This window comes from Paenibacillus sophorae (assembly GCF_018966525.1).
Classification (GTDB): Bacteria; Bacillota; Bacilli; order Paenibacillales; family Paenibacillaceae; genus Paenibacillus_AQ; species Paenibacillus_AQ sophorae.
The window spans coordinates 426,186-452,266 of the sequence record NZ_CP076607.1 but is presented as its reverse complement, the minus strand read 5'-3'; the positions used below and the strand labels follow the sequence as shown (position 1 = coordinate 452,266).

Here is a 26,081-nt window from a genome sequence, read left to right as displayed (position 1 = left end):
GAATGTTACGTCAGTTTGAAATACACGGAGTCTTTCTTACATACTTCTTATCATCGATCTGGCTAATGAGAAATTTTGCTATATCTTCATTCGTCATCGTTCTGCCGGGTACATCCGTTAAATTCTCCTTCATTATCCCCGTTCCCGAACCTTCAACTACAATGGGTAAACGCACAAGCGTCCATTCGATATCACTTTTCATCAGAAGGGCTAGTTCCTTCTTCTTATCTATGATCATCTTACGGAGCAGGATTTCAAACCATTTTGACGCCACCCGATTGATCAATGACTTGCGGTCGCCATCTACGTTAAGAGACCCGCCGGTAACGCCAATATACCTGCGAATGCCGTACTCACTCATTACAGCAAGGACATTACTGGTTATTTCACTGTACAGCGGCAGAGCCTTTACAGGTTGTCCGAACGTATTAATAACAACATTGCAGCCTTCCAGCAGAGAGCGAATAGAGCTTACGTCTCGGGCATCTCCGACGGTAATCTGTATTCTGTTATCGTGATAGGTCAATTTTTCCGGATTCCTGACGAGCATGCGAACGCGGTGGCCGCTTTCCAGCGCTTTTTGCGCGAGGTAACGGCCTGCTGTGCCCGTGCCCCCGATAATTGCAATTTGATGAGATGTCTTCAAAGCAGTCTCCCCCTAAACGTCTAGTTATAAAAATGGTCTCCTGGAGCGCATCGCCCATCTTCATTTCTTCTTTAGCGCCGTTATGTTTGTCGAAACCTCCTGGCGGCTTGAAATTTCCGTCTTCCCATGGCTTCCCTCTCTCAGATTCAAGCCGACTACCCCCGCAATAATCAGCACAATGCATACGACCTTGAACGCCGTGATCTGTTCGCCGAACAGCGCCCAGCCGATTCCCGCCACAAAAGCGGTCCCCACACCCGACCAAATGGCATAGGCAACACTCACGGAGATGCCCTTAAGCGCAAGATTCAGCATGGACAGGCTAACCAGATAACAGACAACGAGCAGGATGGAGGGAACTAACTTCGTAAATCCCGCAGAAAGCTTCATAAAAGTAGTGCCCGCGACTTCCGCGGCTATTGCCATGAAGAGCAAGTACCAGTGCATGATATTACCTCCTTTTGATTCCGTTTAACAAAATGTCCACCAGTTCGTCCAGCGCTTCCCGAAGGGTCAGCCCGCCCGGATTTGTGGAGGCTTGCTCCATCAACCGGTGCAGTCCGCCGATGTACATCTGTATAAACAAAGCCGTATTGAATTTCTCCAGCAGCCCTTCAGCCTGGCCTTCCCCGATCATTTGCACCACCCCGTCCCACTGCTCCTCCATAAAGGAGTTCAACGTATTCCACACCTCAGGGTAATACCGCTGCAGCTCGTACAAGCGAGTGATATCAAAAAATTGAAAATCCTGCGGTAGCAGCACAAGCAAGTCTTGCAATTTTTCCATCGTGCCCAGCTTCGGGTCATTCAGAATAGCCTGTTCACGCTCTTTGACTTCATCGATGGCCTGTTCCACCAGTTCACGGATTAATTCTTCCTTCGAGGCATAACATTCGTAAATCGTTTTTGTACTGATCCCGCACTGCTTGGCCATTTCTGCCATCGTAAACCGAAAGCCTCTTTTAGAAATTTGCTGTTTAGCTAGATCAAGCATTCTATGCTTCATCATAACCAGGCAATAAGCTCCCTTCTCACAGATAAAGAAAATGAGGAAAATATTTTTGTTTCTGTATTTTACTTCTGGGCAGATTCTCTTGTCAAAAGTACGGTTCATAAGGGTATCTCCTCAATCGGCCAAAGAAAAGGATTGCCTATGAAGGACAAGACGCTTATTCTGTTATGGGAAGGTTTTACATTGCCCCCAACTGTTCCAAAATGAAACATTAGGCCGACGTTTCGCGTATTAAAGGTACAAATGAATCATGAGGGGAATGATATTCTCTTGGAAAATGGAATGAGCGTTATTTTATATGAAAAAATGCCGGATGGCGCGCTTAATGCGATCGAGGAGCGTGTATGGAGCGCTAATATGGTCGCTGCGCTGGAGCATGTCAACTATTTGGTAGTCGGAGGCCGCGAATTTGAAACGGTGGAAGGCAGGCTGAATGTGGACGAAGGCAAGCTTGAGCTGCTGCTCGTTCCGATGCGTACCGAATGAGGCTAAGATTATAATCAAGGGAGGCACCCGCTTTGGGTAGAGAAGAAGAAACTGAAAATAAATCGCTGGAGGGAAAAGGGGTTGACCTGAGCGGCAAACCGGCCCGCGTGCTGTCGACTTCGCTAGGTATCGCCCTGCTGGCTAATGCGCTGTTTGTTCCTGGCTCCACGGCGGCAAGCGGCAGCTCATCGGCTGACGAGCCGACGCTCGTGTCCTGGTCTACGGAAGAGGTTAAAGCCTATTTTGACAAAAATGTCGACTGGAACATCCCATATCCCGAAGAGACGGGTGAAGCGGCTCAGCCAACCGCTGCGCCGGGCGTCGCCACATCGAACGGGACAACGGTCATTAACAACTACGGCGGCTATAACTCCGGCTTCGGCTGGGACGATCTGCTGCTGTATCACATGCTGTTCAATATGGGCTCCAGCTATTCGCCGAGCAGATGGTATGATCACCGTCCGACCTATTATGGGGGCACACGGACGGTCTATAAACCGCGCACTTATGACAGCACCAAGTTCCAGAACAAACCGGTGACTGGATCCGTTGTGAAGCCGAAGACCTCGACCTCCACGACGGGGACCATTACGAGACGGTCGACGTCTTCCAAGGCAGGCGGCATCGGCGGAACATCTAGCGGCCTGAGCTCATCCAGTTCATCGTCGAGCTCAAGATCAAGCTCGAAATCGAGCCTCGGCGGGGGCTCCCGGTCCAGCTCGGGCAAGAGCAGCGGCAGCGGGTTCGGCGGATGACGGGGGCCGTATTCCAGTGGCTGGAGCATTCCGGCGAAGACCGGGCCTCCAAGGTGGAGGAGCTGAGCCGCCTGGGCTTTACCTGGGCCGATCTGGAGGACGAGGAATATTGGCTGGATGGAGTCGCCGTTATGCAGGAGAGCACATACCGGGAACTTGAGGAGGCTTCCGCCCGGCTGTGGGCGATTCTCGATAAAGCGGCGCGCTATATCCACGGGAGACATGATCTATACGCCCTGCTGGGCATCCCGGAGGTGCTGTGGGAGATGCTGGATACCTCGCCGCTTCCGACGCCCGGGCTTATTAGCCGGTACGCGAGGTTCGACTTCGCCGTGGGCGGGGACGGCAGCATCAAGCTGCTGGAGCTGAACGCCGATACACCGACCGGTTATGTGGAGGCGTCGATCGCGACGCCGTGGGCATGCCAGAAGGCGGACGTTCCGACGGTGAATAGCAGGATGCCGGAGCTTATAGCCGCAGCCTGGGGCGAGGAGCGGCCGGATACCGCGGCCTGCGTGGCCTACGGAAGCCATCTGGAGGATTCCGGCACAATCGAAGCGCTGATAAGGCACAGCGGCCTAAATATACAATGCGTCGACTGTCTGGAGCTAACAATTGACGAAGGAACGGTCAAAGACGGGCAGGGGCGCGTTATTAATCGGATGTTCGCCCTTTACCCGAAAGAATGGATGGCGGTAGATGAGGGCGGCGAGGCCTTGGCTTATGCGGTGGAGACCGGCAGCCTGACGCTGTTCAACCCGCCCCATAGCATTTTGCTTCAATCCAAAGGATTGATCGCCGCGGTCTGGGGAATGTATGAGCTGGGCTTTTTGTTCAGCGGGGAAGAGCGGGATGCGATCGCCAAATACGTCCTGCCTACATACAACAAGCCTGTATTCTCGGGGGACTTCGTGTCCAAGTCGATGTTCGGGCGCGAGGGCGGTTCGGTGCGCATGTATGACGAGACCGGAAGCCTTGAGCTCGAGGATAAGGACGGATTCGACAGCAGCGTGCTGTTTCCTTCCGTATACCAGAAGAGAGCGGAGCTGTCCCGGATTCAGACTTCAGCGGGCGAGCTTCACCTGCTGACCGGTATGTTCATGATCAACGGACAGCCTTGCGGACTGCTGGGCCGGGGCGGAGGCCCCATTACCGGAAATACGAGCCATTTTATTGCAATGGGAGTGAGATAATTTGCGCGAGAATTTAGATAACAAGCCGGGAACGCGCCACAGAGGATTTCGCGGAGGGCTGCCGCTGCGCTTTGTTTCCCTGCTGCTGATCGCGATGGTGCTGGCTCTGGCTGGCTGCTCCAGCAATCCGGACAGCGTATTCTCTACGGATTCCGGAGCGGCATCGACCAGCGACGTAGCGCGGGTGCCGTGGGATTACCGGGTGGTAGAGGGTACGGTGGGTGACCTGATCGGCAGCGATATGACCATCCTGCCCAATAACGAAATGCTTCCCAATGACGGCAATTACGCGACAGGGGACAAAGTCTATACGCTCCAGTATATGGACGCCGAAATCACGACGGATGCCGATCAGAAGAACCAGGTCCGCCTGTCTTCCTGGTCCACGATCAAGTCCTACAAAGATTTGAAATCGGCCACAGCGGATCTGAAGAACCTGAAGGTGTCGGTTACGACGGACGTTGACCTGATCGGCGTCTATAAGACAAAATACAAAGACAAGACAAGAAACTTTGCCGTAGTGGAGCTGCCTTCGGGCAACCGGATCAAGCAGCCGATCGACGACAAGCGCTACACCGCGATGGCGAAGAAGAAGACGGTGTCGGTTGTGCTGGAAGAGGTTCATGATTTTGCGGATTATGATTTGGCGTATGCAAAATTTCGGGGGTGGGCGAATTGACGGTCGTTGTCAATATTCTGGTTAGTGTAATTTTCATTATCGTGCTTCAACTGCTGGGCATGCTGATCTTTAGCTGGATGACTCCGTTCAAGGATATGGAAGAGCTGAAGAACGGCAATGTGGCCGTAGGATTGGCGCTTGGCGGTAAATTTCTGGCGACGGCTATTATTCTGGGAGTGGCGGCCTATACGAACTCGTCGATCTGGTTTATGGCAATCTGGTTCGCGGTCGGCTATGTCTGTCTGGTGGCGTCTTACTGGATTTTCGAGATGGTCACGATCGGCTTTAAAATCTCCGACCATCTGAAGCAAGGCAATGTCGCGGTGGGAACGCTGCTATGCTTGGTCTTTGTCGGAACCGCGTTCGCGGTCAGCAGTCTGATTATTTAACCATTTGTAGGCCCGCAGGGCTGTCCTTAAAGCCGTCAAGCGGTGGGCAGCTATGCGGGCTTTTGCAAAGCGCGAGGGGGCGACTGCCATTCACTTTTTGTTAAAGCTGTCCACGATCATGACCCAAATTAAGAAAAGAACGATTGGCCTCAGTATTCTCTTGTTTGTCGTGTTCAGCGCGACGGTCGCCTATGTGCTTGAACCGGATACGTTCGGCAGTTGGTTCAATTCGTTCTATTGGGTCATGACGACGATGGCAACGGTCGGATACGGCGACTTTTTCGCGAAGACCGCCATCGGCAAAATATTTACGATTTTTCTATACATTTTCGGTATCGGGCTGCTCAGCTTGGTCATCGGAAAGGTTATCGATTCTATCGCGGAAATCGGAAGGCAGAGGAGGGCGGGCAAGTTGTCATTTTTGGGAGCGAATCATGTCATTCTCATCAACTGGAGTAAAAAAGCGCAGGCGGCGGTAGGCGAAATTCTCAGCTATACGCCGGACGGCCAGATTGTCATTATCGACGAATCGGCCCAGCATCCGCTGGAGCAGATGAATCAGGTTCATTTCATCAGCGGCGATCCTTCCTCCGACGAAATTCTGGTGAAGGCGGGCCTCCCCAAGGCGAGGGCGGCCATTATATTCGGAGATGTACGGATCGACGAGACCGCGCTGGTGGACGGCAAATCGCTGCTGATCGCCTCAAGCATCGAGCGCATTGCGCCGAATGTACATACAACGGTGGAAATCATGCAGGAGAAGAATGTGCAGAATTTCCGGCATGTTCAGGTCAACGAGTTCGTGCTGTCGCATGATGCCGTTTCCCGGCTGGCGGTAAGAGCCGCGCTGCAGGAGGGGAATCCCGAGGTAATCGCGCAGCTCATCAGCCGCTCGCATGGCGACGATATTTATGAGGTGCCGGTCGACCGGTCATGGAAGACCTACGGGGATGCGTTTCAGGGCCTGCTGCAACAAGGCGCAACTCTAATCGCCGACCGGCACGATCTGGGCATCAACCGCAAGCTGGATGATCCTATCCCGGCGGAGGCAAGGCTGTATATCGTCTCCGATGAGGCAACCTACCGGAAGATCGCAGGCAAAAGGTGATGGACAGCAAGGATATCGCTGCTGTGGAGGAGAGTACTATGGCGATGATCAAACCACTGAGCGAAGTATCGCTGAAGACGGTTCTGGAAGCATGGAATACGGGATTTGAGGGCTATTACGTAGATTTGTCCATGAAAGAATCGGCATTTATCTCCCGGATGCACAATGAGGATATTCTGCCTGAACAGTCGATTGTGCTCTTTGACGGGGAGCGGCCGCTCGGCTTGACCCTAAACGGCATACGGATGGTGAACGGGTGCAAAGTTGCCTGGAACGGCGGCACCGCCGTCGCCGCCTCTTACCGGGGCCAGGGAGGCGGACGGCTGCTGCTGGAGGAGAGCATCCGGCGCTACCGGGAGGAGGGCGTCGATCTGGCGACACTGGAGGTGTTCGTGCAGAACACGCCGGCCATTGCGCTTTATAAGCGCTGCGGCTACGTGGATAAGGGAATGACGCGGTTTTATGAGCGTCTCCCAGGAACAAAGCCGCCAGGGGACGGCCCTTTTGAGGCTTCCGCGATTGAGGTTCGGGAGATCGATGTGGCCGAGGCGGCAGCCCTTCCCTTCTATCGCCACCGCGGGCCGTGGCAGACCCACTGGCTGAGCCTGAAGGGCGGACGCTGCCTGATTGCCGAGCGGGAAGGGCAGACGGCCGGGTATATTTCATTCCGGCGGATCTATTCCGGGAACGGCCAATTGTCCGTGCTGCTGATTTATCCTTGCGGTGTTGTTGGCGGCTGCTTGGACGCGGAGACGATTGCGGAGACGCTGCTATCCCGGCTGCTCGCCGGCATCCCGGAGGACGCTGGGGTAAGAGCCGTTCATATTCCGGCAGCCGATACCTTCTTTACCGCTCCTCTGGAGCGGGCCGGTCTTGTTCCTGCCCATGAGCTGCTATATATGGAGCTGGCATTGACGGACGCCGCTCCATCGTAAGGCAATAAGCGGTTTACGCAAGTTTTAAAATAAAATGTTCATTCTGGTGAAATCTTTACCCGAAAGAAGGGTAAATTATAACAAGATGTTCAATAAATGCAGAAAGAGGGATTAATGATGAGAGAAGGCATTCATCCGAAATACCAGCCGGTCATCTTCTATGACGCGAGCGCGGACTTTAAGTTCCTGAGCGCTTCTACCAAGTCTTCGAACGAGACAATGGAATGGGAGGACGGCAATACGTATCCGGTGATCCGGGTCGACTCCAGCTCCGCTTCCCATCCCTTTTATACAGGGAGACAGAAGAACATCGACACCGGCGGCCGTATCGACCGGTTTAACCAACGTCTGAATTATAAGAAATAATATTCCGCCCAAAGGGACCATTCGTACCAAGGCTTCTGCCTTCTGCGAACGGTCCCCTTTTTGAAGTATAAGGAAGTATAAGCTGCGCGTTTATATTTTGCGGAACAGCGATCTCCAGCCGAACACCTGCACCTTGACTAGCAGCTTGCTCAGCCAGTACGCCAGTACGTACAGGAGCAGGAACAGCAGCACGAATGGGCGGAATACGAGCCAAAGCACGACCCATATCAGAAAAAACTGCCACCTGCCAAGCCGCTCCCTTACTACAAACGGGATAAGCAGAACGCGGTAGAACTTCCGAATTTTCCGGGAAAACGATACCAGCGCTTGATCGCCGGCCAAATGCCCGTATGCATCATTAAGGCGGAGGCCATCCGCAGAGCCGTGGTTGGGCACACCCTCATGCTGGAAGGCGGGCGCAGCATCCATCTTACAGTCCGCATCGGGATGATTTATACGGAAGACCCGGACACGCCTTTTGAACAGCTCTACCGTCAAGCGGACGAAGCCTTATACATATCGAAGACAAACGGCAAGAATAAAGTGACTGTGGGCGGCCATTCCTCGGTCTCCTGATACGCATGATGGACTTTATATAACGAATGAATAGATTGAAGCTTCTCGTTGCTGTGAGGCGGTCTTAGTCTTTTTTTACTTTATTTTGAAAAAAAGCTTTATCACTACCTGATTTTTGAGGTATAATTTGCCACAAGGAAGAAAATTATGTCATTTGTGAAGGTGAGAAAATGTGGGTCCTATTAAAGGATATGTCTGATGAATCGTTGATACTATTTTTACTTGCAGATCTCGCTTACCTTACATTAATGATCCTATGCCTGAGGCAGAAATAGCAGCTTGATATACCCAAATATCGCCAGTACATTCGGTGATGGAAGTTCGTGGAATACTCCGCTCTTTTGGATGCGTGCAACCGGCGGACTTATGCTACAATGGGTTTGCAGGTCCAAGCGGGAGGATGAACATTTATGAACGAGAATATAAACGAGCAGGAATTGATTCGATTTATCGCAGGTAAAACGAAGGCCGATCCGAAGGCAATCGCCCTTATCCTGAAGCATGAGCAGACCTTTATTAACAGCGCCAAGGCTAACGTCAAGGGTGAAGTTGATATCGACAGCGATGATCTGGTCGACTACGTGCTCAGCCGCCGCGATGTGAAGCTGGACGAGCTGACGGTGGAGGGTATTTTGGATGCGGAGATGGACTATTTGATGGATAAGGGACTGGCTGGTTATTTGGATTAATTTCCTGCAGCCGATCAGGGTTTCTTGCCAACGCCAAGGAAGCCGGTGCCATAGGCACCGGCTTTTGCGCATTCACTATTAGGCTAAGAGGGCTGCTTGCCCTCCCAATTAAGCGGCTTCCCAGCCGCTAAACCTGCTCGATACGAGAACCGCGCAAGATTATCATCCCATTGCCGGTTTCGTTTCTCCTTCGGCAGGCTCATGCTCAACAAGGGCATGCTTCTCCCAGGCCCGGCTGCGCCAGCGGAAATACATAATGACCGCCCGCAGCCACTCGTCGGCCGCATTTGCCAGCCAGACTCCGGCTAGGCCAAGATGAAGCTGGAAGACGAGCACATAGGCTAAGGGCAGACTCATGATTACCATGGAGATCAGCCCCATGTATACCGGAAAATGGGCGTCCCCCGATGCCCGCAGGGAATTGATGATGATCAGGTTGGTGGTCCGCCCCGTCTCCAGCAGGAAGCTGAGCAGCATCACCTGAGCCCCCATCAGAATGATGTTCTCGTTGTCCGTGAACAGCCCGAAGAGCGGGATGCGGAAGGCGATGGCAACCGCGTCAATGAGTACGGTGGCGAGCAGCGCCCATTTGACGCTTTGGAACACTCTCTTGTAAGCCTCCTGCGGCCTACGCGCCCCTACAAGGTGCCCGACGATAATGGAGGTGCCCATAGCTACCGCCATGCTGAACAGGTATACATAGCTCGAAATATTAAGCGCATATTGGCGGGTCGCCAAAGCTTCCGCGCCCAAATAGGTGATATACAGCGTGAACACGAGTTGGCATGCCTGGTAAATAATCGACTCGAAAGCGGAAGGGATGCCGATTTTCAGTATTTTCATGACGTAGCTTTTGCTTAGGAGAATATAAGAAGACCACTTGATGCGCACTTCCATGATCCGGTACATCAGCAGGAAGAACAGGAACAGGCAAATCAGGCGGCTGAGCACGGTTGAAATGGCTGCGCCCTGCACGCCGAGCGCCGGGAAGCCGAAGTGGCCGAAGATCAAAATGTAGTTGCCGACCACATGAAGAATGTTCATAAGCAGCGACAGCAGCATCGTCTGTTTGGTGAAGCCGTGGGTGCGGATCGTGGCCGCAAGGGCGTTAATCAGTGCCTGGAAAAAAATAAAACCGCCGACAATAACAATGTACGTCCGGCCGTAGACCCAAATATCGCCCTGAATGTTAAGGACGGACAGCAGAGTTCCCCCGAACACGAGGAAGATAATGCTGAGCAGCACCCCTAAGCCCAGACTGAGCGTAATGGAGCTTGCGGTAACGTCTGCCGCCTCAAGCGGCTTTCTGGAACCGAGATACTGGGAGATGACGATGGCCGCGCCGTTTCCGACTACGCTGAGCACGAGGATCGCGATTTGGATGATCTGGTTCGCCGCCCCTACGCCGGATACGGCATCGTCCGAAACGGAGCTGATCATAAACGTGTCTACCGTGCCCATCAGCATGAACAGGAACAGTTCGAGGAAGATCGGCCAGGTCAGCTTGACGAGACTGATTTTTTCATGGGCGGGGCTTTCATTTTCCGTCTTGTTCACAGCGGTGTCAGCAGCCATGAGGGTCACCTTCTTTTTGTAAAAGTCAGGATTCTCTGTTGATTCCAAAGGACAATATTAGCACAGCTTTTCGTTAAAATCATCCCTTTCTCCCACGTGACCAAAAGATTATGGTTTTCTGAAATTTTTTGCCGATTAGCCGCCGATTAGCGTAAAAATTGACTTGCTTTACGGATACTACATTGGAGGGCTGCGGTCAAACTCATAAGCGGAAAAAGCTCGGTTTTGTACAATAGTATCCTCCAGGTGACTACACCACGGCAAAGTGCCTACTTCCTAAAAGGAAATGTACTGTCTACAATAGGCGTAGCAATAAATTATAAAACCACGAAGGAGCTGTGACCCTATGAAATTGCAATTGGCGCTTGATTTGGTAGACATCCCCGGAGCGAAAGAAGTGGTGGCGGAAGTTGCCGACTATATAGATATTGTTGAAATTGGAACTCCGATCGTGATTAATGAAGGACTGCACGCTGTAAAAGCGATCAAGGACGCTTTTCCGCAGCTTACGGTATTAGCCGACCTGAAGATTATGGACGCGGGCGGTTACGAAGTGATGAAAGCCTCTGAAGCGGGCGCGGATATTATTACCGTACTCGGCGTTTCCGACGACTCCACGATCAGAGGCGCGGTTGAAGAGGCCAAGAAAAGCGGGAAGGAAGTTCTCGTCGACCTGATTAACGTCAAGGACATCAAAGGCAGAGCGGCGGAAGTGGACGCTCTCGGCGTTGACTATATCTGCGTTCATTCCGGCTATGATCATCAAGCCGAAGGCAAGAACTCCTTTGAGGACCTTCAGGCGATCAAGAGTGTGGTCAAGCAGGCCAAAACGGCCATCGCGGGAGGCATCAAGCTGGACACGCTGCCTGAAGTGATCGAGGCGAAACCGGACCTTGTCATCGTAGGCGGAGGCATTACCGGACAAGTTGACAGAAAGGCTGCTGCTGCTGAAATGAAGCGTCTTGTCAGTCAGTCTTAAGCGCCCGATGAACACCGTTCAATACGCAGAGGAAATTATCAATGAGCTGCAGCGGTCCGTTTCCCGGATTCCCGTGCAGGAAGCGGAGGAACTCGCCGAACAGGTTCTTTGCGCAAAACGGATATTCCTTGCGGGAGCAGGAAGATCCGGTCTAATGGGACGGGCATTTGCCATGCGGCTGATGCATGCGGGCAAGGATGCTTATGTGGTCGGAGAAACGGTGACTCCCGGTATCGCCGAGGGAGATTTGCTTATCCTCGGCTCCGGCTCGGGAGAGACGCAGAGCTTGATTGCGATGGCGCAAAAAGCCAAGGCATTGGGTGCGGGCGTAGCCGCGCTTACGATCAACCCGGAGTCGACGATTGGACGTCTGGCCGACGATACGGTGAAGCTTCCCGGAACGGCGAAAGATCAAACGGCAGGAAGCGGCTCAACGATTCAGCCGATGGCCTCGCTGTTTGAGCAGACGCTCCTCCTGTTCTTTGATGCCGTTATATTGCGGCTAATGGATAAAACGGGGCAAACGACAACCCAAATGTTCGGCAAGCATGCCAATCTGGAGTAGTTGTGCGGCATGCGTTCAGATAATCAGGAAACCCACGTCTTTCAGACGCAGGGTTTCTTTTCGTATAAATTAGGGACTTAGTACCGTTGACTCACTATTTTATATAGAATAGGTTTGAATTAATAGGTATTTCTGGATTAGATAAATATTTTATGTAAAATATTTGAGAATAAGGGGATTGTAATATGGAACAAGTATGCATTGTATTCAACTTTAATGGAGTTTTGGTGAATACAAGATCACTAGCCGTTCAACTATTTAACCAGATCGCTGTGACTAAAGGATTCCGAAGTATTCAACCTGACCAGGTGGAAGAACTTAGCCGCTTATCCATTCGAAATCGTTGTAAGTTATTAGGGGTACCTTGGCACCAGATGCCAATCGTTGGAATGTTAATTAAAGCAGGTTACCAGGATGCTTTCCCTACGATGAAAGCCGTGAAGGGAATTTCAAAGCTGCTTCATGATTTAAAGGCTCGGAATATTAAAATCGGTTTTATTACATCCAATTCCCAAAAGGCTACCCGCGAGTTTCTTCCAAACAATCAAATGGATTTCTTTGATTACGAGTATTTTTCATCGAATCCATTTACGAAATTTAGAGACCTGAATCAGTTTTGCAAAAAATTCAACTTAAAAAAAGAGAATCTCATTTATGTTGGCGATGAACTACGAGACATCAAAGCTGCTAATCGGTCAAGGATAAAAAGCATTGGTGTGACTTGGGGCTATGATTCATCTACACTTCTTCAACAAGGGAAGCCGGCTTTTATTGCTGCCAAGCCTGGTGATATCTTGAGTTTCCTCGAAGGAGAATAAAGGATGTCTTTCATTTTCTTTTTCAGTTTCATCATAGGTACAATACTTCTTGTCACTCGCTCTAAAGAAAACGAATCTATTCGATGGCTGGCGCTTTGTAATTACTGTGCTTCAATAGGGGCATTATCGGGTGTTCTTAAAGACGAAACTATACCTGCATTTAAAAACAATGGAATCCAAGAAACCGTGATTTTTTTCTTGCACGAACTCTCTATATATTTTCAGTTTTTGGGGCAATCTATAGCACCGTATGCAGTTTTAATGTATGCTATAACTTTTATCCTGAGCTAGATCTTGATTTTATGTTCTTGCTTATTTGGTGTACTCCTTACTATTTTGTAGCCACTTATCTAATTTTTAGATCATGGTTTTCAGAAAAACATCAAACAATTAAAAAAAGCAAGTTCAATGCACTTGTTATTGTTGTCCCGATCTATTTAGGTGTCTATATTTTCAATAATATACCTGCTGCTTTTAAAATAAAAAATGAAACATTCCTCATGACTCTTCCCGTGATTTTTGGAGTAGGTTATTTGCTGTTTGTGATCTATATTTTTTTATCCGGAGTCTTTGGATTAAAAGTGAAAGTGGAGCAGCAGGTTCTTGATCGATCTCTTCAAATCATGAGTTCCGGTACGGCTGTACTTAACCACACCATAAAAAACGAAATTCACAAAATCAAGTTTTTTTTCCTCATCGCTCAGGAGGCCGTTGAGAAGAAAGATCTTATAGAAGCAAAGGAAGCAATTAAATCGGCATTGCCAGCCATTGATCATATTGACCACATGGTTGAGCGAATAAAATCCAAAACCGAAGAAATTGTTCTTAGAGAAGACCGTCACAATTTGAATGACATCATATTATCCTCTGTTCAGGGATTTGAAGGTGTTCTTAAAGCACAAAAAATACAAATTGAAGTCAGTCTTTTAGAAGATGTCGAAATGGAGTGTGACGATGTACTTTTAGGCGAGGTTATTAAAAACATTCTTAGTAATGCCATTGAAGCTATTAATCAAGGTGATCAGGGGCTTATTAAGGTTAAATTATACCGTATTAAAGCAGAGATCGCACTTGAGATTGAGGATAGTGGGATAGGTATTCCAAACGGAGAACTAACCAGGATCATGGAGCCCTTTTTTTCCACCAAAAAAAATTCAAAAAATCATGGTTTAGGGCTGAGCTTCTGTTACAACGTTATGAAAACCCATCAAGGGACAATTACAATTACCAGTGATGAAGGTATAGGAACTTCCGTTGTCCTTCGCTTCCCCAAAAAGAGAATTGTGACTTCTGCATAAAACTCTCGAAAGGGATGTTGTATTATGGAGAATAAGATCAGAGTAATTTTAGTTGAGGATGAACCTTTCTGGCAAAATAATATTTCAAAATATATTAATAAAGAAAATGATATTGAGGTCGTACGGATTATTGATAATGGGCCCGATGCTGTTGAAGCAACAAGGTCTCTTGAATTCGATGTTATATTGATGGATTTGAATTTATCCAGGGCGAATCTAGACGGTCTAATGGCAATTAGAGCTCTAAGTCAAGCGGGCCATAAGGTCATTGCGTTAACTGCGATAAAAGAGCAAGAAGTCATAGCCCAGTCTTTTGAAAGTGGAGCCGTAAATTTTATAAATAAAAGTAGTCTCGTTGACATATTACGTGCCATTCGGGATGCACATATGAACCAAATATATATTCATCCTGACGGCTCTGAGGTTTTAAGGAAGGAATATTTGAAAGAAATTAGGCTGAGTAAAGTTCTTACTCCATCGGAACGGCTAGTGTATGATCTAAGATCAAGAGGTCTTAATAAGACCCAGATTGCTGAGCAGCTCCATAAGTCCATTAGCACAATAAAAAAACAAATTCGATTCGTAAAAGATAAGCTTAAGGAGCAAGGTATTAGTTTTTAGGGGGTCCATAAATTTGGACCTCCCTTTTTATGGGCAATTGGATAATAATAGAAAAATGAAAGATCTTCAGCAGTATCACAATCAGCCATTTGTAAAGCAGTACGGGGATTTTGCTTGGAAATATATCAAATGCCATTCTAAATTATTCGGGTTTTCAACCGTCTAATCGACTTGGAGGCGGTCAACTTGAAAGAGCTGGAACAAATGATCGAACAAAAGAGGGTGGTGCTCCATCTATTTGCAAAAATGTATGGGACTAAAGATCAACGGACGATTAATAAATCTGCAGAATTAGATAAGCTATTGAATACTTATTTGCGCCGGAAAGTAAAACAACAAAATGGGCCGACTGCATGAACGTGGAAAACGACAATAAGCGGTTTCTCATGCAGGACAAACGGTTAAACCTGAAGAATTGTTCGCAGCAGCTTGCCCGCTTGAAAGTCCAAACCGCCATGTCTTACGCCAGGTCCTCACGGAACTTGCCCTCTCCGGGGCGGCATGCGTTTCTTTTTTGTAGTATGATATCAACAAAAGGAGGCTGCGAGCATGGCAACGGAGATCAAGGACCGGATCAATCTTATGGAAATTAACTGTGAAAAAGAGTTGACTCTGGCCGTCATCGGCGGAAAGTGGAAGCTGATTATTCTATGGCATCTCGGCCTGGACGGCACGAAACGGTTCAGCGAGCTGAAAAAGCTCATTCCCCATATCACGCAAAAGATGCTGACGAACCAGCTCCGGGAGCTGGAGGAGGATCAGCTTGTGCTGCGCAAAGTGTATGCGGAGGTCCCTCCGAGAGTGGAATACTCTTTGACGGAATATGGCCAAAGTCTGATGCCCGTCCTGCGCATGATGTACGACTGGGGCAAGAACTACGGGGAAAATGTCATTTGGAAAGATGGACGACCGGATGAGGAAGAGGCTTAAAGAAATCGTCTGAGCAACCGTCTTTTACGTATAAAGAAGCCTCCTTGCTTGGCATTTCAGCCAAGGTTTGGAGGCTTCTTGCATGAGGAGCGAGAGGTGGATCAGGCCTGCTGTTCGAACAGCTTGGCAATCTCGATAATCACTTCGGCAGCTTTGACCATATTATCGGCTGAAATATATTCGAACTTCCCGTGGAAGTTCTCCCCGCCGGCAAAAATATTCGGCGTCGGCAGCCCCATATAAGACAGCTGGGAGCCGTCGGTGCCGCCGCGAATTGGACGGACAATCGGCGTAATGCCGAGGTTCGTCATAGCCGTATGGGCGATATCGACGATGTGGCGAACGGGCTCGATTTTGTCGCGCATATTGTAATATTGGTCTTTCAACTCCAGCACGATGCTGCCTTCTCCGTAAGTCTGTCTGAATTCATCGGCCAATGTCTGAATAAACGCTTTCCGTTCCTCGAACCGCTCGCGGTCAAAGTCGCGGATAATATAACTGAGCCGGCTGATTTCCACGGTGCCTTGGAACGAATTCAGATGGTAGAAGCCTTCCATGCCTTCCGTGAACTCCGGCGATTCCCCGGCGGGCAGCCGCTCGTGGAAAGCCATGGCGATTTTGGCGGAGTTGATCATCTTTCCCTTGGCCGTTCCGGGATGGACGTTGACGCCGTGGAAGGTTATCCGTGCCGCAGCCGCATTGAAGCTTTCATACTCCAGCTCTCCGAGCGGTCCTCCGTCCATCGTGTAAGCGAACTTTGCGCCGAAGGCGGCGACATCGAATTTATGCGCGCCACGCCCGATCTCCTCGTCAGGAGTGAAGGCGACCCGAATTTTGCCGTGCTTGATTTCCGGGTGCTGCTTCAAATAATGCATAGCTGTCATTATTTCGGCGATGCCGGCTTTGTCATCCGCGCCAAGCAGAGTGGTGCCGTCGGTCGTAATCAGTGTCTGCCCCGCATATTCAGCGAGCTCCGGAAAGCTCTTTGGCGAAAGGACGACATTCAGCGCTTGGTTCAGCACGATATCGCCTCCGTCATAGGATTCCACAATCTGCGGCTGAACGCCTGCGCCCGTTATCTCGGTCGCGGTGTCCAGATGAGCGAGAAAACCGATGACGGGAACGTCTTTGCCGCTGTTGGGCGGAAGCGAAGCGAACACATAGCTGTGCTCATCGACCGTAATTTCCTCCAAGCCGATTTCGGCCAGCTCTTCCGCAAGCTTCTGCGCCAGCACCGATTGTCCCGGTGTTGAAGGACAGGTCTCGCTGGTCTCATCCGACTGCGTATCCATGCGGGCATACGAAATAAAGCGTTCCATAACCTCTTGTTTCAAACTCTTCATCTCCCCTGTATCTTCGTAGCTACTTTTATATTATCATGTCCGGCAGGGAAACCCTATTCGGGCGATTTCGCGGAGAGGGCTTCGGTAAGAATTTCATAGGAGCGCAAACGGGCCGCATGATCGTAAATCTGCGAGGTTACGATCCACTCGTCAGCTTGCGTTTCCTCCAGGATCTGCTGCATCCGCTCCCGAACGGCGGCTTTATCGCCGACAACGGCATACTGCTGTCTGCCGAGGACAATGGCCTGCTCCTGCGGACTCCATAGCTCCTCCATGCTGCCCACCGGAGGCTTCAGCTTGCCGGGGCGGCCGCGGATAAGGCTGAGCGCCTGCTGCTGTGAGGAGGTCGCGAGCCGCTGGGCTTCACTGGCCGTGTCCGCCGCGACGGCGCTAAGACCGACCATGGCATACGGCTTGTCCAGCACCCCGGAGGGCCGGAAGCTGGTACGGTACAGATGAAGCGCGGGCAGCAGATAGTCGGGCGCGAAGTGGCTGGCGAAGGCGAAGGGGAGGCCGAGCTGGCCGGCCAGCCTTGCGCTGAAGCCGCTGGAGCCGAGCAGCCAGATCGGGATGTTCAGGCCCTCGCCGGGAATAGCCCTTACGCTCGGAGGGCGCGAGTCCGCCGCGCCGGGATCGAAATAAGCCCGGAGCTCGGCCAGCTGCTCCGGGAAATCGCTGCCGTCGCTGCCCAGGCCGCGGCGGATCGCACGGGAAGCCGGCTGGTCCGAGCCGGGCGCACGGCCAAGGCCAAGATCGATCCGGCCCGGGAACAGGGATTCCAGCGTGCCAAACTGCTCAGCAATCATCAGCGGGGCATGATTGGGCAGCATAATGCCCCCGGAGCCGACGCGGATGTGCTTCGTTCCGGCCGCCACATGCCCGATGACGATCGATGTGGCCGAGCTGGCGATGCCAGGCATGTTATGATGCTCAGCCAGCCAGTAGCGGCGGAAGCCCCACCTCTCGGCATGCTGCGCCAGATCGAGCGCGTTCCGAAGAGCGTCCGCCGCTGTGCCTTCTTCCGTAATTGGAGCCAGGTCCAGTACGGATACAGGTATATCTTGAAGCTGCTTCATGTACAAGCCTCCCATACAACGCGGTATATATATCATCAAGCGGTATTAACCTCTGCAAACCAGTGCAGTACAGCGATTATAGCATAACTAATCATCATTTACATACTTTAAGTAAGCTCTGGGGCTACACTGAATTGCCGTTGTCCGGCAGAGAGTAAGGTCGCACGCCCACTTAATTCTGTTACGATGGAGAGGAAGATTTTATAAATTTGGGGGAGGAACAACATTGAACAAATATTTGCTGATTACTGAAAGAACGGAATGTTTCAATCCAGAGGATATTGCGGGGCATTATGAGTATCTCGATCGGTTAAAGAAGGAGGGCCGTCTTGAAATGTACGGCCCTTTTGGAGACACTACGGGCGGCGCTTATCTAATATTGGCTTCATCGCTTGCCGAAGCGGAAGAAATCGGCAATGCGGACCCGCTCATTCGGAGAGGCTCTTCAACAGTAACGGTAAAAGAATGGCGCCTGCGTTAGGAGATACCACAATCGCCCAATAGAAATTGAGGGATTGTTCGTCTACGTTGTCCCGCCTTGTATAAGCTGCACCGGAAAGATATTTTCCACCGGCACGGTATCGCCCTGCACCTGGGCCATGATGAGATCGACCGCTTTTTGGCCCATTTCCGCAATCGGCTGGGATACGGTTGTGAGATCGGGAGAGAACACGCCGCGGAGTGAAATGCCGTCATAGCCGACAATCTTAATATCCTGGGGCACCCGGCGGCCTCTGACTTGGCATACTTTAAGCGCATAGGCGGCAATGATATCACTGCTGGCAAAAATGCCGTCCACATCGGGATGCTCCGCGAGCAGCCGTTCTGTCAGACGCTCATACTCTGTAAAATGGAAACCGTGCAAATCAGTATGCATCTCTATATGCTGCAGCCCGCGCTGCGCGGCGATCTCCTTGAAGGCGTCAAGCCGCTTAAGCGCGAGCAGGTCCGGATGGGGATGGCCGCTGATATGGGCGATTTTGCGGCAGCCCTTGTCGGCCAGCAGGTTCGTTGCCAGTTCCCCGCCCTTGTAGTTATCGGAGCAAATATAAGGAACCTCGGCGCTGATCCGCCGGTCGAACGTAACCACGGGCAGGTGAATCTGGCGATAGTCCTCCACCTCCAGCGTGTGGCTGCCCAGAATGATGCCGTCGACACGGCTGGAGCGAAGCATATCGATGTATTCCGCTTCCTTCTGTCTGTTCAGATGGGAGTTGCACAGCAGCAGCCTGTACCCGTGCAGATAGGCGTGCTCCTCGATATGGCTGATTAATTCTCCGAAGAAGGGATGAGCCGCATGCGGAACAATCAGTCCGATAATATTCGACTTGGAGCGGCTGAGCGAGCGGGCCAGCTCATTGGGCCGGTAGTTGAGCTGCTCCATGGCACTGTATACTTTTTTCTTTAACTCTTCGCTCAAGTATCCCCTGTTATTCAGCACACGGGATACGGTGGTAACCGAGACCCCGGCCTTTAAAGCGACGTCTTTAATGGTGGGCATGCAATCGCTCCTGTCCCGGGCTCCTGAAGAGGGAGCGCGATTTACCGCCGCAGGCAGTGAAGCGCGTCCCGCAGGGGCATGTTTATAAATATTGGGATTATATCACACTCCAGCCAGCAGCGTCTCTTCGCCGGAGTGTTCATCCGTGTAATGCACCGTGAACACCCGTGTTGCAAGATCGGCGGACAGTGTGGCACGGAGCGGTCCATTCGTCCATATTAATTCTAATTTGGAGGCGCCGCCGTTGTCTACCACAGTCAAATTACCGTCAAAAGCGCCGTAGCTGTTACGGAATTTCATCAGCTCGAACAGCCGCTTCAGTACGGGACGATCCAGATTCTCTACGACTTCTTCCTTTGTATAATAATGCCGGTTGATGTTGCGACCGACTTTTGTTTGCTCCAGCAGCTCGATATCGTTCTTACCGGCCAGCAGTCCGACATAATAGACCTGCGGTATGCCGGGAGCAAAGAACTGGATGGCGCGGGCCAGCACATAGGCGTCGTCATCGTCGCCCAGGGCCGAATAGTAGGTGCAGTTGAGCTGGTAGATATCCAGGTTGTTGTAAGCCATCGTATTGTAGACCCGCTTCACATTGGCGCCCTGGGAGAACAGGTTGTTCTTCGTTTCCTCGATTTCCTCGGGGGTCATCAAGTCGGCGGCGTCGACAACGCCAATGCCGTCATGCGTATCCAGCGTGGTGAACTGCTTGCGCGGGCAGATGTTCAGCCAGTGATTCAGCCGTTCCGACTTCCCGCTGTACAGCGCATGCAGCACAAGCATCGGCAGCGCGAAGTCGTATACCCAATACCCCTTGTCCGCAAGCTTCAGCTGGATGCTGTAATGCTCATGTATTTCCGGAAGCAGCTCCGTTCCGTACGGCTCCAGAATGGCCTTGACCTCATCAAGCATTTCCCAGGTGTCCGGTTCGATAAAGAAGCAGCTTGTGCCCGGCTTTTTGGTAGCGTATGCAAAGGCGTCCAGGCGGATGATCGAGGCGCCCCGTTCGGCCAGTCCCTGAAGCTGTTCCTTCACGAACTTTTTCGTTGTTTCCGTATACAGATTAAGGTCGATTTGCTCCTCGTCGAAGGTGCACCAAATTTTCTCACTTGTTCCATCGGCAAAGGTTACATCAATGTACGGCGCCCGCGGCTTACGTTTGTAAATGGCGTCAACGTCTTCTTGTGTCGGCTCGCCGCCCGGCCAGAAGTCCTTGTACCGGATGAACAGATCGCGATAAGGGGAAGTATCCTTGTTCTGCTGAAAATCCTTGAAATAAGCCGAGCTGCGGGAAATATGGTTAATCATGAAATCGTACATCAAATAGAAATCGTTTGCAATCTTGGCGACGTCATTCCAGGTTCCAAACTCAGGATCGACTTCCTCGTAGGTAAGCGGAGCGAATCCGCGGTCGGCGGAGGAAGGATAAAAGGGCAGAATGTGAACGCCTCCAACAATATCTTTGAAATGAGCGGAAAGCAATTCGGCGGTCTCCTTCAGATTTTTGCCAAGGCTGTCGGCGTACGTAATCAGCATAATCTCATTTTTAATGGTCAATTTTATCGGCTCCTGTTCTGCTTGAAATGGTTAATTAACAAGTAAGGGACTAGAAGATATATTCAGTATAAGAGCGGTTACATTTTGTGTCAACCGGTTAGCATATGAAACTTCACAAAAAATAAAGACGGCCATTTAAAATTTCCAACTTTCTTCCGACATATAGAAGGAGGTGTCAATTCGGCCGCGAATTAATATAATGTCGAAATTTCCCGTTTGCTGCTGCGAGCATGATGATGGGCATTGAGGAGTGAGTTATGCATATGGGAACAAGGATGGCTTATTCCAAAAAAAGGCGAATGTGGAGCGTACTATGGCTGCTTCTGCTCTTCGCGTCAATCTGCCGGCCTGCAGATGTCAAGGCCGATGAAGCTAATACTCCCCAGCAGAATGTACTGATCCTGCATTCCTATCATAAAGGATTCTCTTGGACGGACGACCAGAACAACGGCATTGAAGAGCGATTGAAGAACTCGAAGGTGCCTCCCGTCATTTATACGGAATATCTGGACTGGAAGAGGTATCCCAATCAGGAAAATCTGCTGCGCTTTTACGAATTGATCAAAGGCAAATACGCAAAATTACATATCGACGCTATTATAACGACGGACGACCGCGCGTTCGATTTTGCAGCCAAGAACCGAAAAGAACTGTTGAGCGACGCGCCCATTATTTTCAGCGGTATAAATGAGATCGGCTACGATCAAATCAAGGACCAGAAGAACATCACTGGCGTCATCGAGAATATCGACCCTTCCGAAACGATAAAAATGGCGCTTTACATTAATCCCTCCATCCGAAATGTCTATCTGGTGTACGATAACTCGGAGAGCGGCTTGTCTACGGCCCAATTAGTTATAAAGAAACTGAATTCGATGAACCTCGGCCTGAAGCTCCACAGCATGAACCAAATGTCAGAAGAAGAAATCGAGCGGACGGTATCGTCGCTTTCTTCCAACAGCATCCTGCTGGCGACAACCTTTTATAGCGATGTTACCGGCAAAGTTACCGAGCTTGACCGGTTTTCGAGCGAAATTGCGGCCGTCAGCACGGTCCCTCTTTACTATATGTATGAATACGGACTCAATCACGGCGCATTCGGCGGTAACCTGCTCAGCGGGAAGCTCCTGGGGGAAAAAGCCGCGAATGTGGCGCTGCGCGTCCTTCACGGAGAAAGTCCGGACAGCATTCCCGTCTCTTACGCCGGCACGAGCCGCAATGCGTTTGACTACAACCAATTGGAGCACTTCCATATTAAAGTAAAGGACCTCCCTCCGGGCAGCGAGGTGATCAACAAGCCGTTTTCTTTTTACGAGACGTATAGAAGCCTGGTGCTTATCCTTATCGCGGTGTTCTCCGTGCTGATTGTATTTATCGCCGTGCTGCTGTTCCACGTCTCGGTGGTTAGAAGAATCCGGAAACAGCTGGTGGAGAGCAACGAGAGATTCAGTCTGGCAGCGTATGGCGCCGATGCGGTAATTTGGGATCTCGACATGACGACGAGGATCTATTACTTCTCGGACAGATGGTACGAGCTTCTGGGCTATGAAATCGGGGAGCTTGACGAGTTCTATGTCGGCTGGAAAGGGATTATTCATCCCGATGATCTCGAACAGGAGGACCGGCAGCGGAGAGAGCACCTGTCCGGACAGTCTGCATACTATTACAGCGAATACCGCATACGCACCAAATCGGGGGAATATAAGTGGTTTCAGGCCAGAGGCAAGGTGCTGCGGAACGAGCAGGGCGGATACGTCCGGTTTGCCGGCTCGATGACGGATGTTACGGACCTCAAAGGATACGAGAGCAAGCTTCAGATGAGCTATCAGGAGCTGGAGTCGACCTATGAGGAATTGACCGCCCTGCAGGATGAACTGTTGGAGCAGTACAACAAAGTGGTCGAGAACCAGACGCTGCTTCAGGCCAGCGAGGAGAAGCACCGGCTTCTCGCTTATAACGACGAGCTCAGCGGGCTGCCGAACCGCTTGTCCCTAACAGAGGAACTGAAGGAGTATATCGAAGAGAATGAGGGCGGCCAGGCCGCGCTGTATTTTTTGGACATCGACAATTTCAAATATATTAACGATACGATGGGTCATACCCTTGGTGACCGATTGCTTATGCTTGCCGGAGAGAGGCTGCTGGGGATGGCCGAGGGCCAGAGCAGGCATTACCGGTTCGGCGGAGACGAATTCGTTATCCTGCTTAAAAGTACGGAGCGGCCGGAGCAGACTGTTTTCTACGCTGAGGCGCTGATTCAGAGCTTCAAAGAGCCGTTCCAGCTCGGCGACAGCACCGTGCATGTCTCCATCAGCGTCGGCATCGCCCAGTATCCGCGGGACGGCAGGAACGCCGAGGAACTGCTCAAGAACGCTGATATTGCCATGTACAGGGCCAAACAGGCGGGCAGAGGAACGTACGTCTTGTATGGACAGAATATGCAGCAGCATTTTGACGAACGGATGATCATTGAGAAGCATTTGAGGGGAGCAATCGATAACAACGAGCTTTCCCTGCATTACCAGCCCAAGGTGAATCTGCAGACGGGAGATCTCTGGGGGTTCGAGGGGTTAATACGGTGGAACAGCCCGGTTCTGGGATTTGTCTCACCCCTGTCCTTTATTCGGATTGCCGAGGACTGCCGCCTGATTGTGCCGATCGGGGAATGGGTTCTGCGGAGAGCCTGCCTTTTTCTTGCAGGACTCCACCGTCAGGGCCGGGGCCCTTATCATATATCAGTCAATATTTCAGTGATCCAATTGCTGCTCGAGGATTTCACAGATACCGTGCTGAAAATATTGCGTGAAACTGGGCTTGACCCCCGGTATTTGGAACTGGAGATCACAGAGTCCATTTTTATGGAATCTTTTGAGGAAATAAGCGCGAAGCTGGAGTTTTTGAAGAAATGGGGCATCGGGATTGCCCTTGACGATTTCGGGACAGGCTATTCTTCCCTCAGTTATTTGAAGCAGTTGCCAATTACAACGCTCAAAATCGACAAGTCATTTATCGACAGCATTTTTGAGGAGAACAGCAGTATGCCGCTGGCAGGCTCCATAGTCGCTATCGGCCATGATATGGGTCTAAGCGTTACTGCGGAGGGAGTCGAAACGGAGGAACAGCTGGATTTCTTAAAGCAAATGAGTTGTGACAAGGTCCAGGGCTACTATATCAGCCGGCCGATTCCCGAGAGTCAGGTGCAGTCCTGGATTCGGGAATATAACCAAGGGGAATTGGATGCCGAAGAGCCCAAGAGAAAATCCAAATAATTGAAGGAAATTTCGTACATTTTGCACATCGGATTAAACTGGTAAACGGCTATAATCGATACTATAATGAAAATGAAATCGAATCCAATTCAGAGAGGAAAGTAAACATGCTCAAAAAGCTACTGACCACCGGATCGCTCCTCATGCTGGCGCTGTTTCTGTTCAGCGGTGCGGTTTTTGCCTCGCCGGTGGCGGACAACCTCACCAAGGATCAGCAAAAAGCACTAAAAATTATCGACAAAGCCAATAAAGAAATCGACAACAAGATTGAACAAGCAGTCGCAGAGGCAGATCAGCTTCAAGAAGATTATTTACAGGATATTAAACGGATCGAGCAGGGCAAGGCCGCAGCGAAACTGAACGCCAAGCTGGATCAGGAGGACGCCGAAGCAGCCGCCGAGGTTGCGGAAATACAGGCCGCTTCCGATGAGCTTATCAATCAATTATTTACCCCGGGAAGTAGAGACTCAGCAGCAGTTGAGGCGAAGTTGAATGAGCTGAACGCCAAGGTTTCTTATAATGACGAGTTGATTGCCGCACGTACTAAAATCTATACCAATGAGCTCGACAAGCTGATTACGGATTTGTATAACGACACCTTGGAAATTGCAGACGCAGCCATCGCTGAGGCCGCCCAATTGGGAGTTGTTGCCGAGCGTTCCTGGAAGCTGGTGAAGATCGCCGACCGCGAGGTTTGGATTGATCCTATCGTCGTATCGTTATAAGGGAGGACTGAAAAATTATGAAGGGCCTGAACTTGGGAAGTGAAGGACACAGCATCGCACAAGAACATGAAGGATCCTCTAACTATTTCCTATTGGCTAAGGGTGATGGCTCGGAAGTAATTTTGCAGACTATTCAGCAAGACAAACTATTCTATGTTTATCCCGGTGAAGAAGCGGATACCATGGAGTTCTTTTACATACTGGAAGGCCAGTGCAGCTACAAGGGCGACAATGAGAATATCGTCCTCGGTCAAGGCGATTATTTTTACACCCATTATCTGCAGGAGGCCGTGTATTTCAGTACCCTTACCGAGTTGAAGCTGTTGTGGCACACAACCAAGCCGGCGTTTCATCTCATCAGCCATCGGATCAGGAAACTGGAGAATATAATTAAACGAGTAGAAGAAAAGGATAATTATACGTTCAAGCACAGCGGCAGAGTGCAGAAATACTGTTTGATGATTGCCAGGATGATTAAAATACCAAAGGACAACCTGGAAGATTTATATTTTGCGGCTGCATTTCACGATATCGGCAAGATCCATACTCCGGAAGAAATTCTGAATAAGACGGGGCGCTTGACGGAAGAGGAATTCGAGATTGTGAAACGGCATTGTTATGACGGCTACGTCATGGTTAAGGATTTATATTACAACAATATCTGCCTAATCATCCTGCAGCATCACGAGCGGTTGGACGGTTCCGGCTATCCCTACGGGATTAAGGAAGAAGAAATCCTGCTAGAGGCCAAGATTATCGGTATTGCCGATACCTTTGATGCCATGACCTCCGACCGGCCTTACCGCAAAGGGCTTCCCCCGGAGATTGCTATGGACGAGCTTAAGCGGTTGTCGGGAATCCACTATGATGGCGGATTGGTTCAGCTGTTTGAACAGGCGTTAATCGCAGACGGGATACTGAAGCCGGAAGAAAAGGGCTTATCTTAGAAATTTCGCAGAATAAGCCCAACGCATACAAAGGAACCTCATT

The 26,081-nt window shown here is 50.6% G+C and carries 31 protein-coding genes; 22 read left to right on the top strand and 9 right to left on the bottom strand.

Annotated elements, in window-relative coordinates:
- Nucleotides 1-10: 10 nt before the first annotated feature.
- From KP014_RS02075 to KP014_RS02065, 3 genes are read right to left on the bottom strand one after another with little or no spacing between them, the layout of a single operon-like run.
- Nucleotides 11-646, bottom strand: a complete 636-nt coding sequence (locus KP014_RS02075) for an NAD(P)-dependent oxidoreductase (protein WP_036587533.1) — start codon at nt 644-646, stop codon at nt 11-13.
- 60 nt (nt 647-706) lie between these two features.
- Nucleotides 707-1,093 carry a DMT family transporter gene (locus KP014_RS02070; protein WP_036587535.1) on the bottom strand — a complete coding sequence of 129 codons (387 nt, stop codon included), beginning with the start codon at nt 1,091-1,093 and terminating at the stop codon, nt 707-709.
- 4 nt (nt 1,094-1,097) lie between these two features.
- Nucleotides 1,098-1,655 carry a TetR/AcrR family transcriptional regulator gene (locus KP014_RS02065; protein ID WP_175491791.1) on the bottom strand — a complete coding sequence of 186 codons (558 nt, stop codon included), beginning with the start codon at nt 1,653-1,655 and terminating at the stop codon, nt 1,098-1,100.
- Between the two features lie 285 nt (nt 1,656-1,940).
- Between KP014_RS02065 and KP014_RS02060 the strand changes: the two genes are divergently transcribed.
- The 8 genes from KP014_RS02060 (at nt 1,941) to KP014_RS02025 (ending at nt 7,569) form a co-directional block, all read left to right on the top strand.
- Nucleotides 1,941-2,144, top strand: a complete 204-nt coding sequence (locus KP014_RS02060; RefSeq protein ID WP_036587539.1) for a hypothetical protein — start codon at nt 1,941-1,943, stop codon at nt 2,142-2,144.
- Between the two features lie 32 nt (nt 2,145-2,176).
- Entirely contained in the window at nt 2,177-2,899 is a 723-nt protein-coding gene (locus tag KP014_RS02055) for a hypothetical protein (protein WP_246590621.1), read from the top strand.
- Nucleotides 2,896-4,092: a glutathionylspermidine synthase family protein gene (locus KP014_RS02050; protein ID WP_036604607.1), complete on the top strand. Its 1,197-nt coding sequence runs from the start codon at nt 2,896-2,898 to the stop codon at nt 4,090-4,092. Before KP014_RS02055 ends, KP014_RS02050 begins: the two co-directional genes overlap by 4 nt.
- 94 nt (nt 4,093-4,186) lie before the next feature.
- Nucleotides 4,187-4,771, top strand: coding sequence for a hypothetical protein (locus KP014_RS02045; protein WP_175491799.1), 585 nt, complete (start codon nt 4,187-4,189; stop codon nt 4,769-4,771).
- Entirely contained in the window at nt 4,768-5,160 is a 393-nt protein-coding gene (locus tag KP014_RS02040; RefSeq protein WP_036604611.1) for a DUF350 domain-containing protein, read from the top strand. The genes KP014_RS02045 and KP014_RS02040 overlap by 4 nt, the downstream gene beginning before the upstream one ends.
- A 52-nt stretch (nt 5,161-5,212) precedes the next feature.
- Entirely contained in the window at nt 5,213-6,268 is a 1,056-nt protein-coding gene (locus tag KP014_RS02035; RefSeq protein WP_343223042.1) for a potassium channel family protein, read from the top strand.
- Entirely contained in the window at nt 6,268-7,203 is a 936-nt protein-coding gene (locus KP014_RS02030; RefSeq protein WP_036604613.1) for a GNAT family N-acetyltransferase, read from the top strand. Before KP014_RS02035 ends, KP014_RS02030 begins: the two co-directional genes overlap by 1 nt.
- Nucleotides 7,204-7,320: 117 nt before the next feature.
- Complete coding sequence (locus KP014_RS02025; protein ID WP_025336995.1) at nt 7,321-7,569, top strand: type B 50S ribosomal protein L31; 249 nt, start codon at nt 7,321-7,323, stop codon at nt 7,567-7,569.
- Between the two features lie 90 nt (nt 7,570-7,659).
- Here KP014_RS02025 and KP014_RS02020 read toward each other — a convergent pair whose 3' ends face one another.
- Entirely contained in the window at nt 7,660-7,911 is a 252-nt protein-coding gene (locus KP014_RS02020; RefSeq protein WP_090833860.1) for a hypothetical protein, read from the bottom strand.
- Between KP014_RS02020 and KP014_RS02015 the strand changes: the two genes are divergently transcribed.
- Together KP014_RS02015 and KP014_RS02010 are read left to right on the top strand one after the other, a co-directional pair.
- The gene (locus KP014_RS02015; protein ID WP_090833859.1) at nt 7,912-8,145 is read left to right on the top strand and encodes a GGDEF domain-containing protein; all 234 of its coding nucleotides are present in this window, start codon (nt 7,912-7,914) and stop codon (nt 8,143-8,145) included. It begins immediately after the preceding gene.
- 410 nt (nt 8,146-8,555) lie between these two features.
- Nucleotides 8,556-8,834, top strand: a complete 279-nt coding sequence (locus KP014_RS02010; protein ID WP_036604618.1) for a hypothetical protein — start codon at nt 8,556-8,558, stop codon at nt 8,832-8,834.
- A gap of 162 nt (nt 8,835-8,996) precedes the next feature.
- Here KP014_RS02010 and KP014_RS02005 read toward each other — a convergent pair whose 3' ends face one another.
- On the bottom strand, nt 8,997-10,409 hold the full coding sequence (locus KP014_RS02005; RefSeq protein WP_051500672.1) for an MATE family efflux transporter: 1,413 nt from the start codon (nt 10,407-10,409) through the stop codon (nt 8,997-8,999).
- A 346-nt stretch (nt 10,410-10,755) separates the two neighbouring features.
- Between KP014_RS02005 and hxlA the strand changes: the two genes are divergently transcribed.
- The 8 genes from hxlA (at nt 10,756) to KP014_RS01965 (ending at nt 15,620) form a co-directional block, all read left to right on the top strand.
- Entirely contained in the window at nt 10,756-11,388 is a 633-nt protein-coding gene (hxlA, locus tag KP014_RS02000) for a 3-hexulose-6-phosphate synthase (protein ID WP_036604619.1), read from the top strand.
- 7 nt (nt 11,389-11,395) lie between these two features.
- The gene (gene hxlB / locus KP014_RS01995) at nt 11,396-11,953 is read left to right on the top strand and encodes a 6-phospho-3-hexuloisomerase (protein WP_036604621.1); all 558 of its coding nucleotides are present in this window, start codon (nt 11,396-11,398) and stop codon (nt 11,951-11,953) included.
- Between the two features lie 185 nt (nt 11,954-12,138).
- Entirely contained in the window at nt 12,139-12,771 is a 633-nt protein-coding gene (locus KP014_RS01990; RefSeq protein ID WP_036604623.1) for an HAD hydrolase-like protein, read from the top strand.
- Between the two features lie 3 nt (nt 12,772-12,774).
- Nucleotides 12,775-13,062: a hypothetical protein gene (locus KP014_RS01985; RefSeq protein ID WP_036604625.1), complete on the top strand. Its 288-nt coding sequence runs from the start codon at nt 12,775-12,777 to the stop codon at nt 13,060-13,062.
- An 11-nt stretch (nt 13,063-13,073) separates the two neighbouring features.
- Entirely contained in the window at nt 13,074-14,069 is a 996-nt protein-coding gene (locus KP014_RS01980; RefSeq protein ID WP_036604627.1) for a sensor histidine kinase, read from the top strand.
- Nucleotides 14,070-14,093: 24 nt separating this feature from the next.
- The gene (locus tag KP014_RS01975; RefSeq protein WP_036604629.1) at nt 14,094-14,690 is read left to right on the top strand and encodes a response regulator transcription factor; all 597 of its coding nucleotides are present in this window, start codon (nt 14,094-14,096) and stop codon (nt 14,688-14,690) included.
- A 186-nt stretch (nt 14,691-14,876) separates the two neighbouring features.
- Complete coding sequence (locus tag KP014_RS01970) at nt 14,877-15,047, top strand: aspartyl-phosphate phosphatase Spo0E family protein (RefSeq protein ID WP_090833858.1); 171 nt, start codon at nt 14,877-14,879, stop codon at nt 15,045-15,047.
- A gap of 192 nt (nt 15,048-15,239) precedes the next feature.
- Nucleotides 15,240-15,620, top strand: a complete 381-nt coding sequence (locus KP014_RS01965; protein ID WP_036604631.1) for a winged helix-turn-helix transcriptional regulator — start codon at nt 15,240-15,242, stop codon at nt 15,618-15,620.
- 101 nt (nt 15,621-15,721) lie between these two features.
- On the opposite strand, the gene pepT is transcribed toward KP014_RS01965, so the two are convergent.
- Nucleotides 15,722-16,954: a peptidase T gene (pepT, locus tag KP014_RS01960; protein WP_036604642.1), complete on the bottom strand. Its 1,233-nt coding sequence runs from the start codon at nt 16,952-16,954 to the stop codon at nt 15,722-15,724.
- Between the two features lie 62 nt (nt 16,955-17,016).
- Nucleotides 17,017-18,039 (bottom strand): LLM class flavin-dependent oxidoreductase, encoded by a 1,023-nt coding sequence (locus KP014_RS01955; RefSeq protein WP_090833857.1) that lies wholly within the window; start codon nt 18,037-18,039, stop codon nt 17,017-17,019.
- Nucleotides 18,040-18,265: 226 nt separating this feature from the next.
- On the opposite strand from KP014_RS01955, the gene KP014_RS01950 reads away from it, so the two are divergent.
- Entirely contained in the window at nt 18,266-18,520 is a 255-nt protein-coding gene (locus KP014_RS01950; RefSeq protein ID WP_036591400.1) for a YciI family protein, read from the top strand.
- A gap of 42 nt (nt 18,521-18,562) precedes the next feature.
- On the opposite strand, the gene KP014_RS01945 is transcribed toward KP014_RS01950, so the two are convergent.
- Nucleotides 18,563-19,540: a LacI family DNA-binding transcriptional regulator gene (locus KP014_RS01945; RefSeq protein WP_036591402.1), complete on the bottom strand. Its 978-nt coding sequence runs from the start codon at nt 19,538-19,540 to the stop codon at nt 18,563-18,565.
- A gap of 102 nt (nt 19,541-19,642) precedes the next feature.
- Entirely contained in the window at nt 19,643-21,097 is a 1,455-nt protein-coding gene (gtfA, locus tag KP014_RS01940) for a sucrose phosphorylase (protein ID WP_036591403.1), read from the bottom strand.
- Nucleotides 21,098-21,360: 263 nt separating this feature from the next.
- On the opposite strand from gtfA, the gene KP014_RS01935 reads away from it, so the two are divergent.
- The 3 genes from KP014_RS01935 to KP014_RS01925 all read left to right on the top strand — a co-directional run bounded on the left by KP014_RS01935 (nt 21,361) and on the right by KP014_RS01925 (nt 26,038).
- Entirely contained in the window at nt 21,361-24,366 is a 3,006-nt protein-coding gene (locus tag KP014_RS01935; RefSeq protein WP_175491789.1) for an ABC transporter substrate binding protein, read from the top strand.
- Between the two features lie 107 nt (nt 24,367-24,473).
- Nucleotides 24,474-25,091, top strand: coding sequence for a hypothetical protein (locus KP014_RS01930; protein WP_036591405.1), 618 nt, complete (start codon nt 24,474-24,476; stop codon nt 25,089-25,091).
- 17 nt (nt 25,092-25,108) lie between these two features.
- Nucleotides 25,109-26,038 (top strand): HD domain-containing phosphohydrolase, encoded by a 930-nt coding sequence (locus KP014_RS01925; protein WP_036591406.1) that lies wholly within the window; start codon nt 25,109-25,111, stop codon nt 26,036-26,038.
- Nucleotides 26,039-26,081 lie beyond the last annotated feature (43 nt).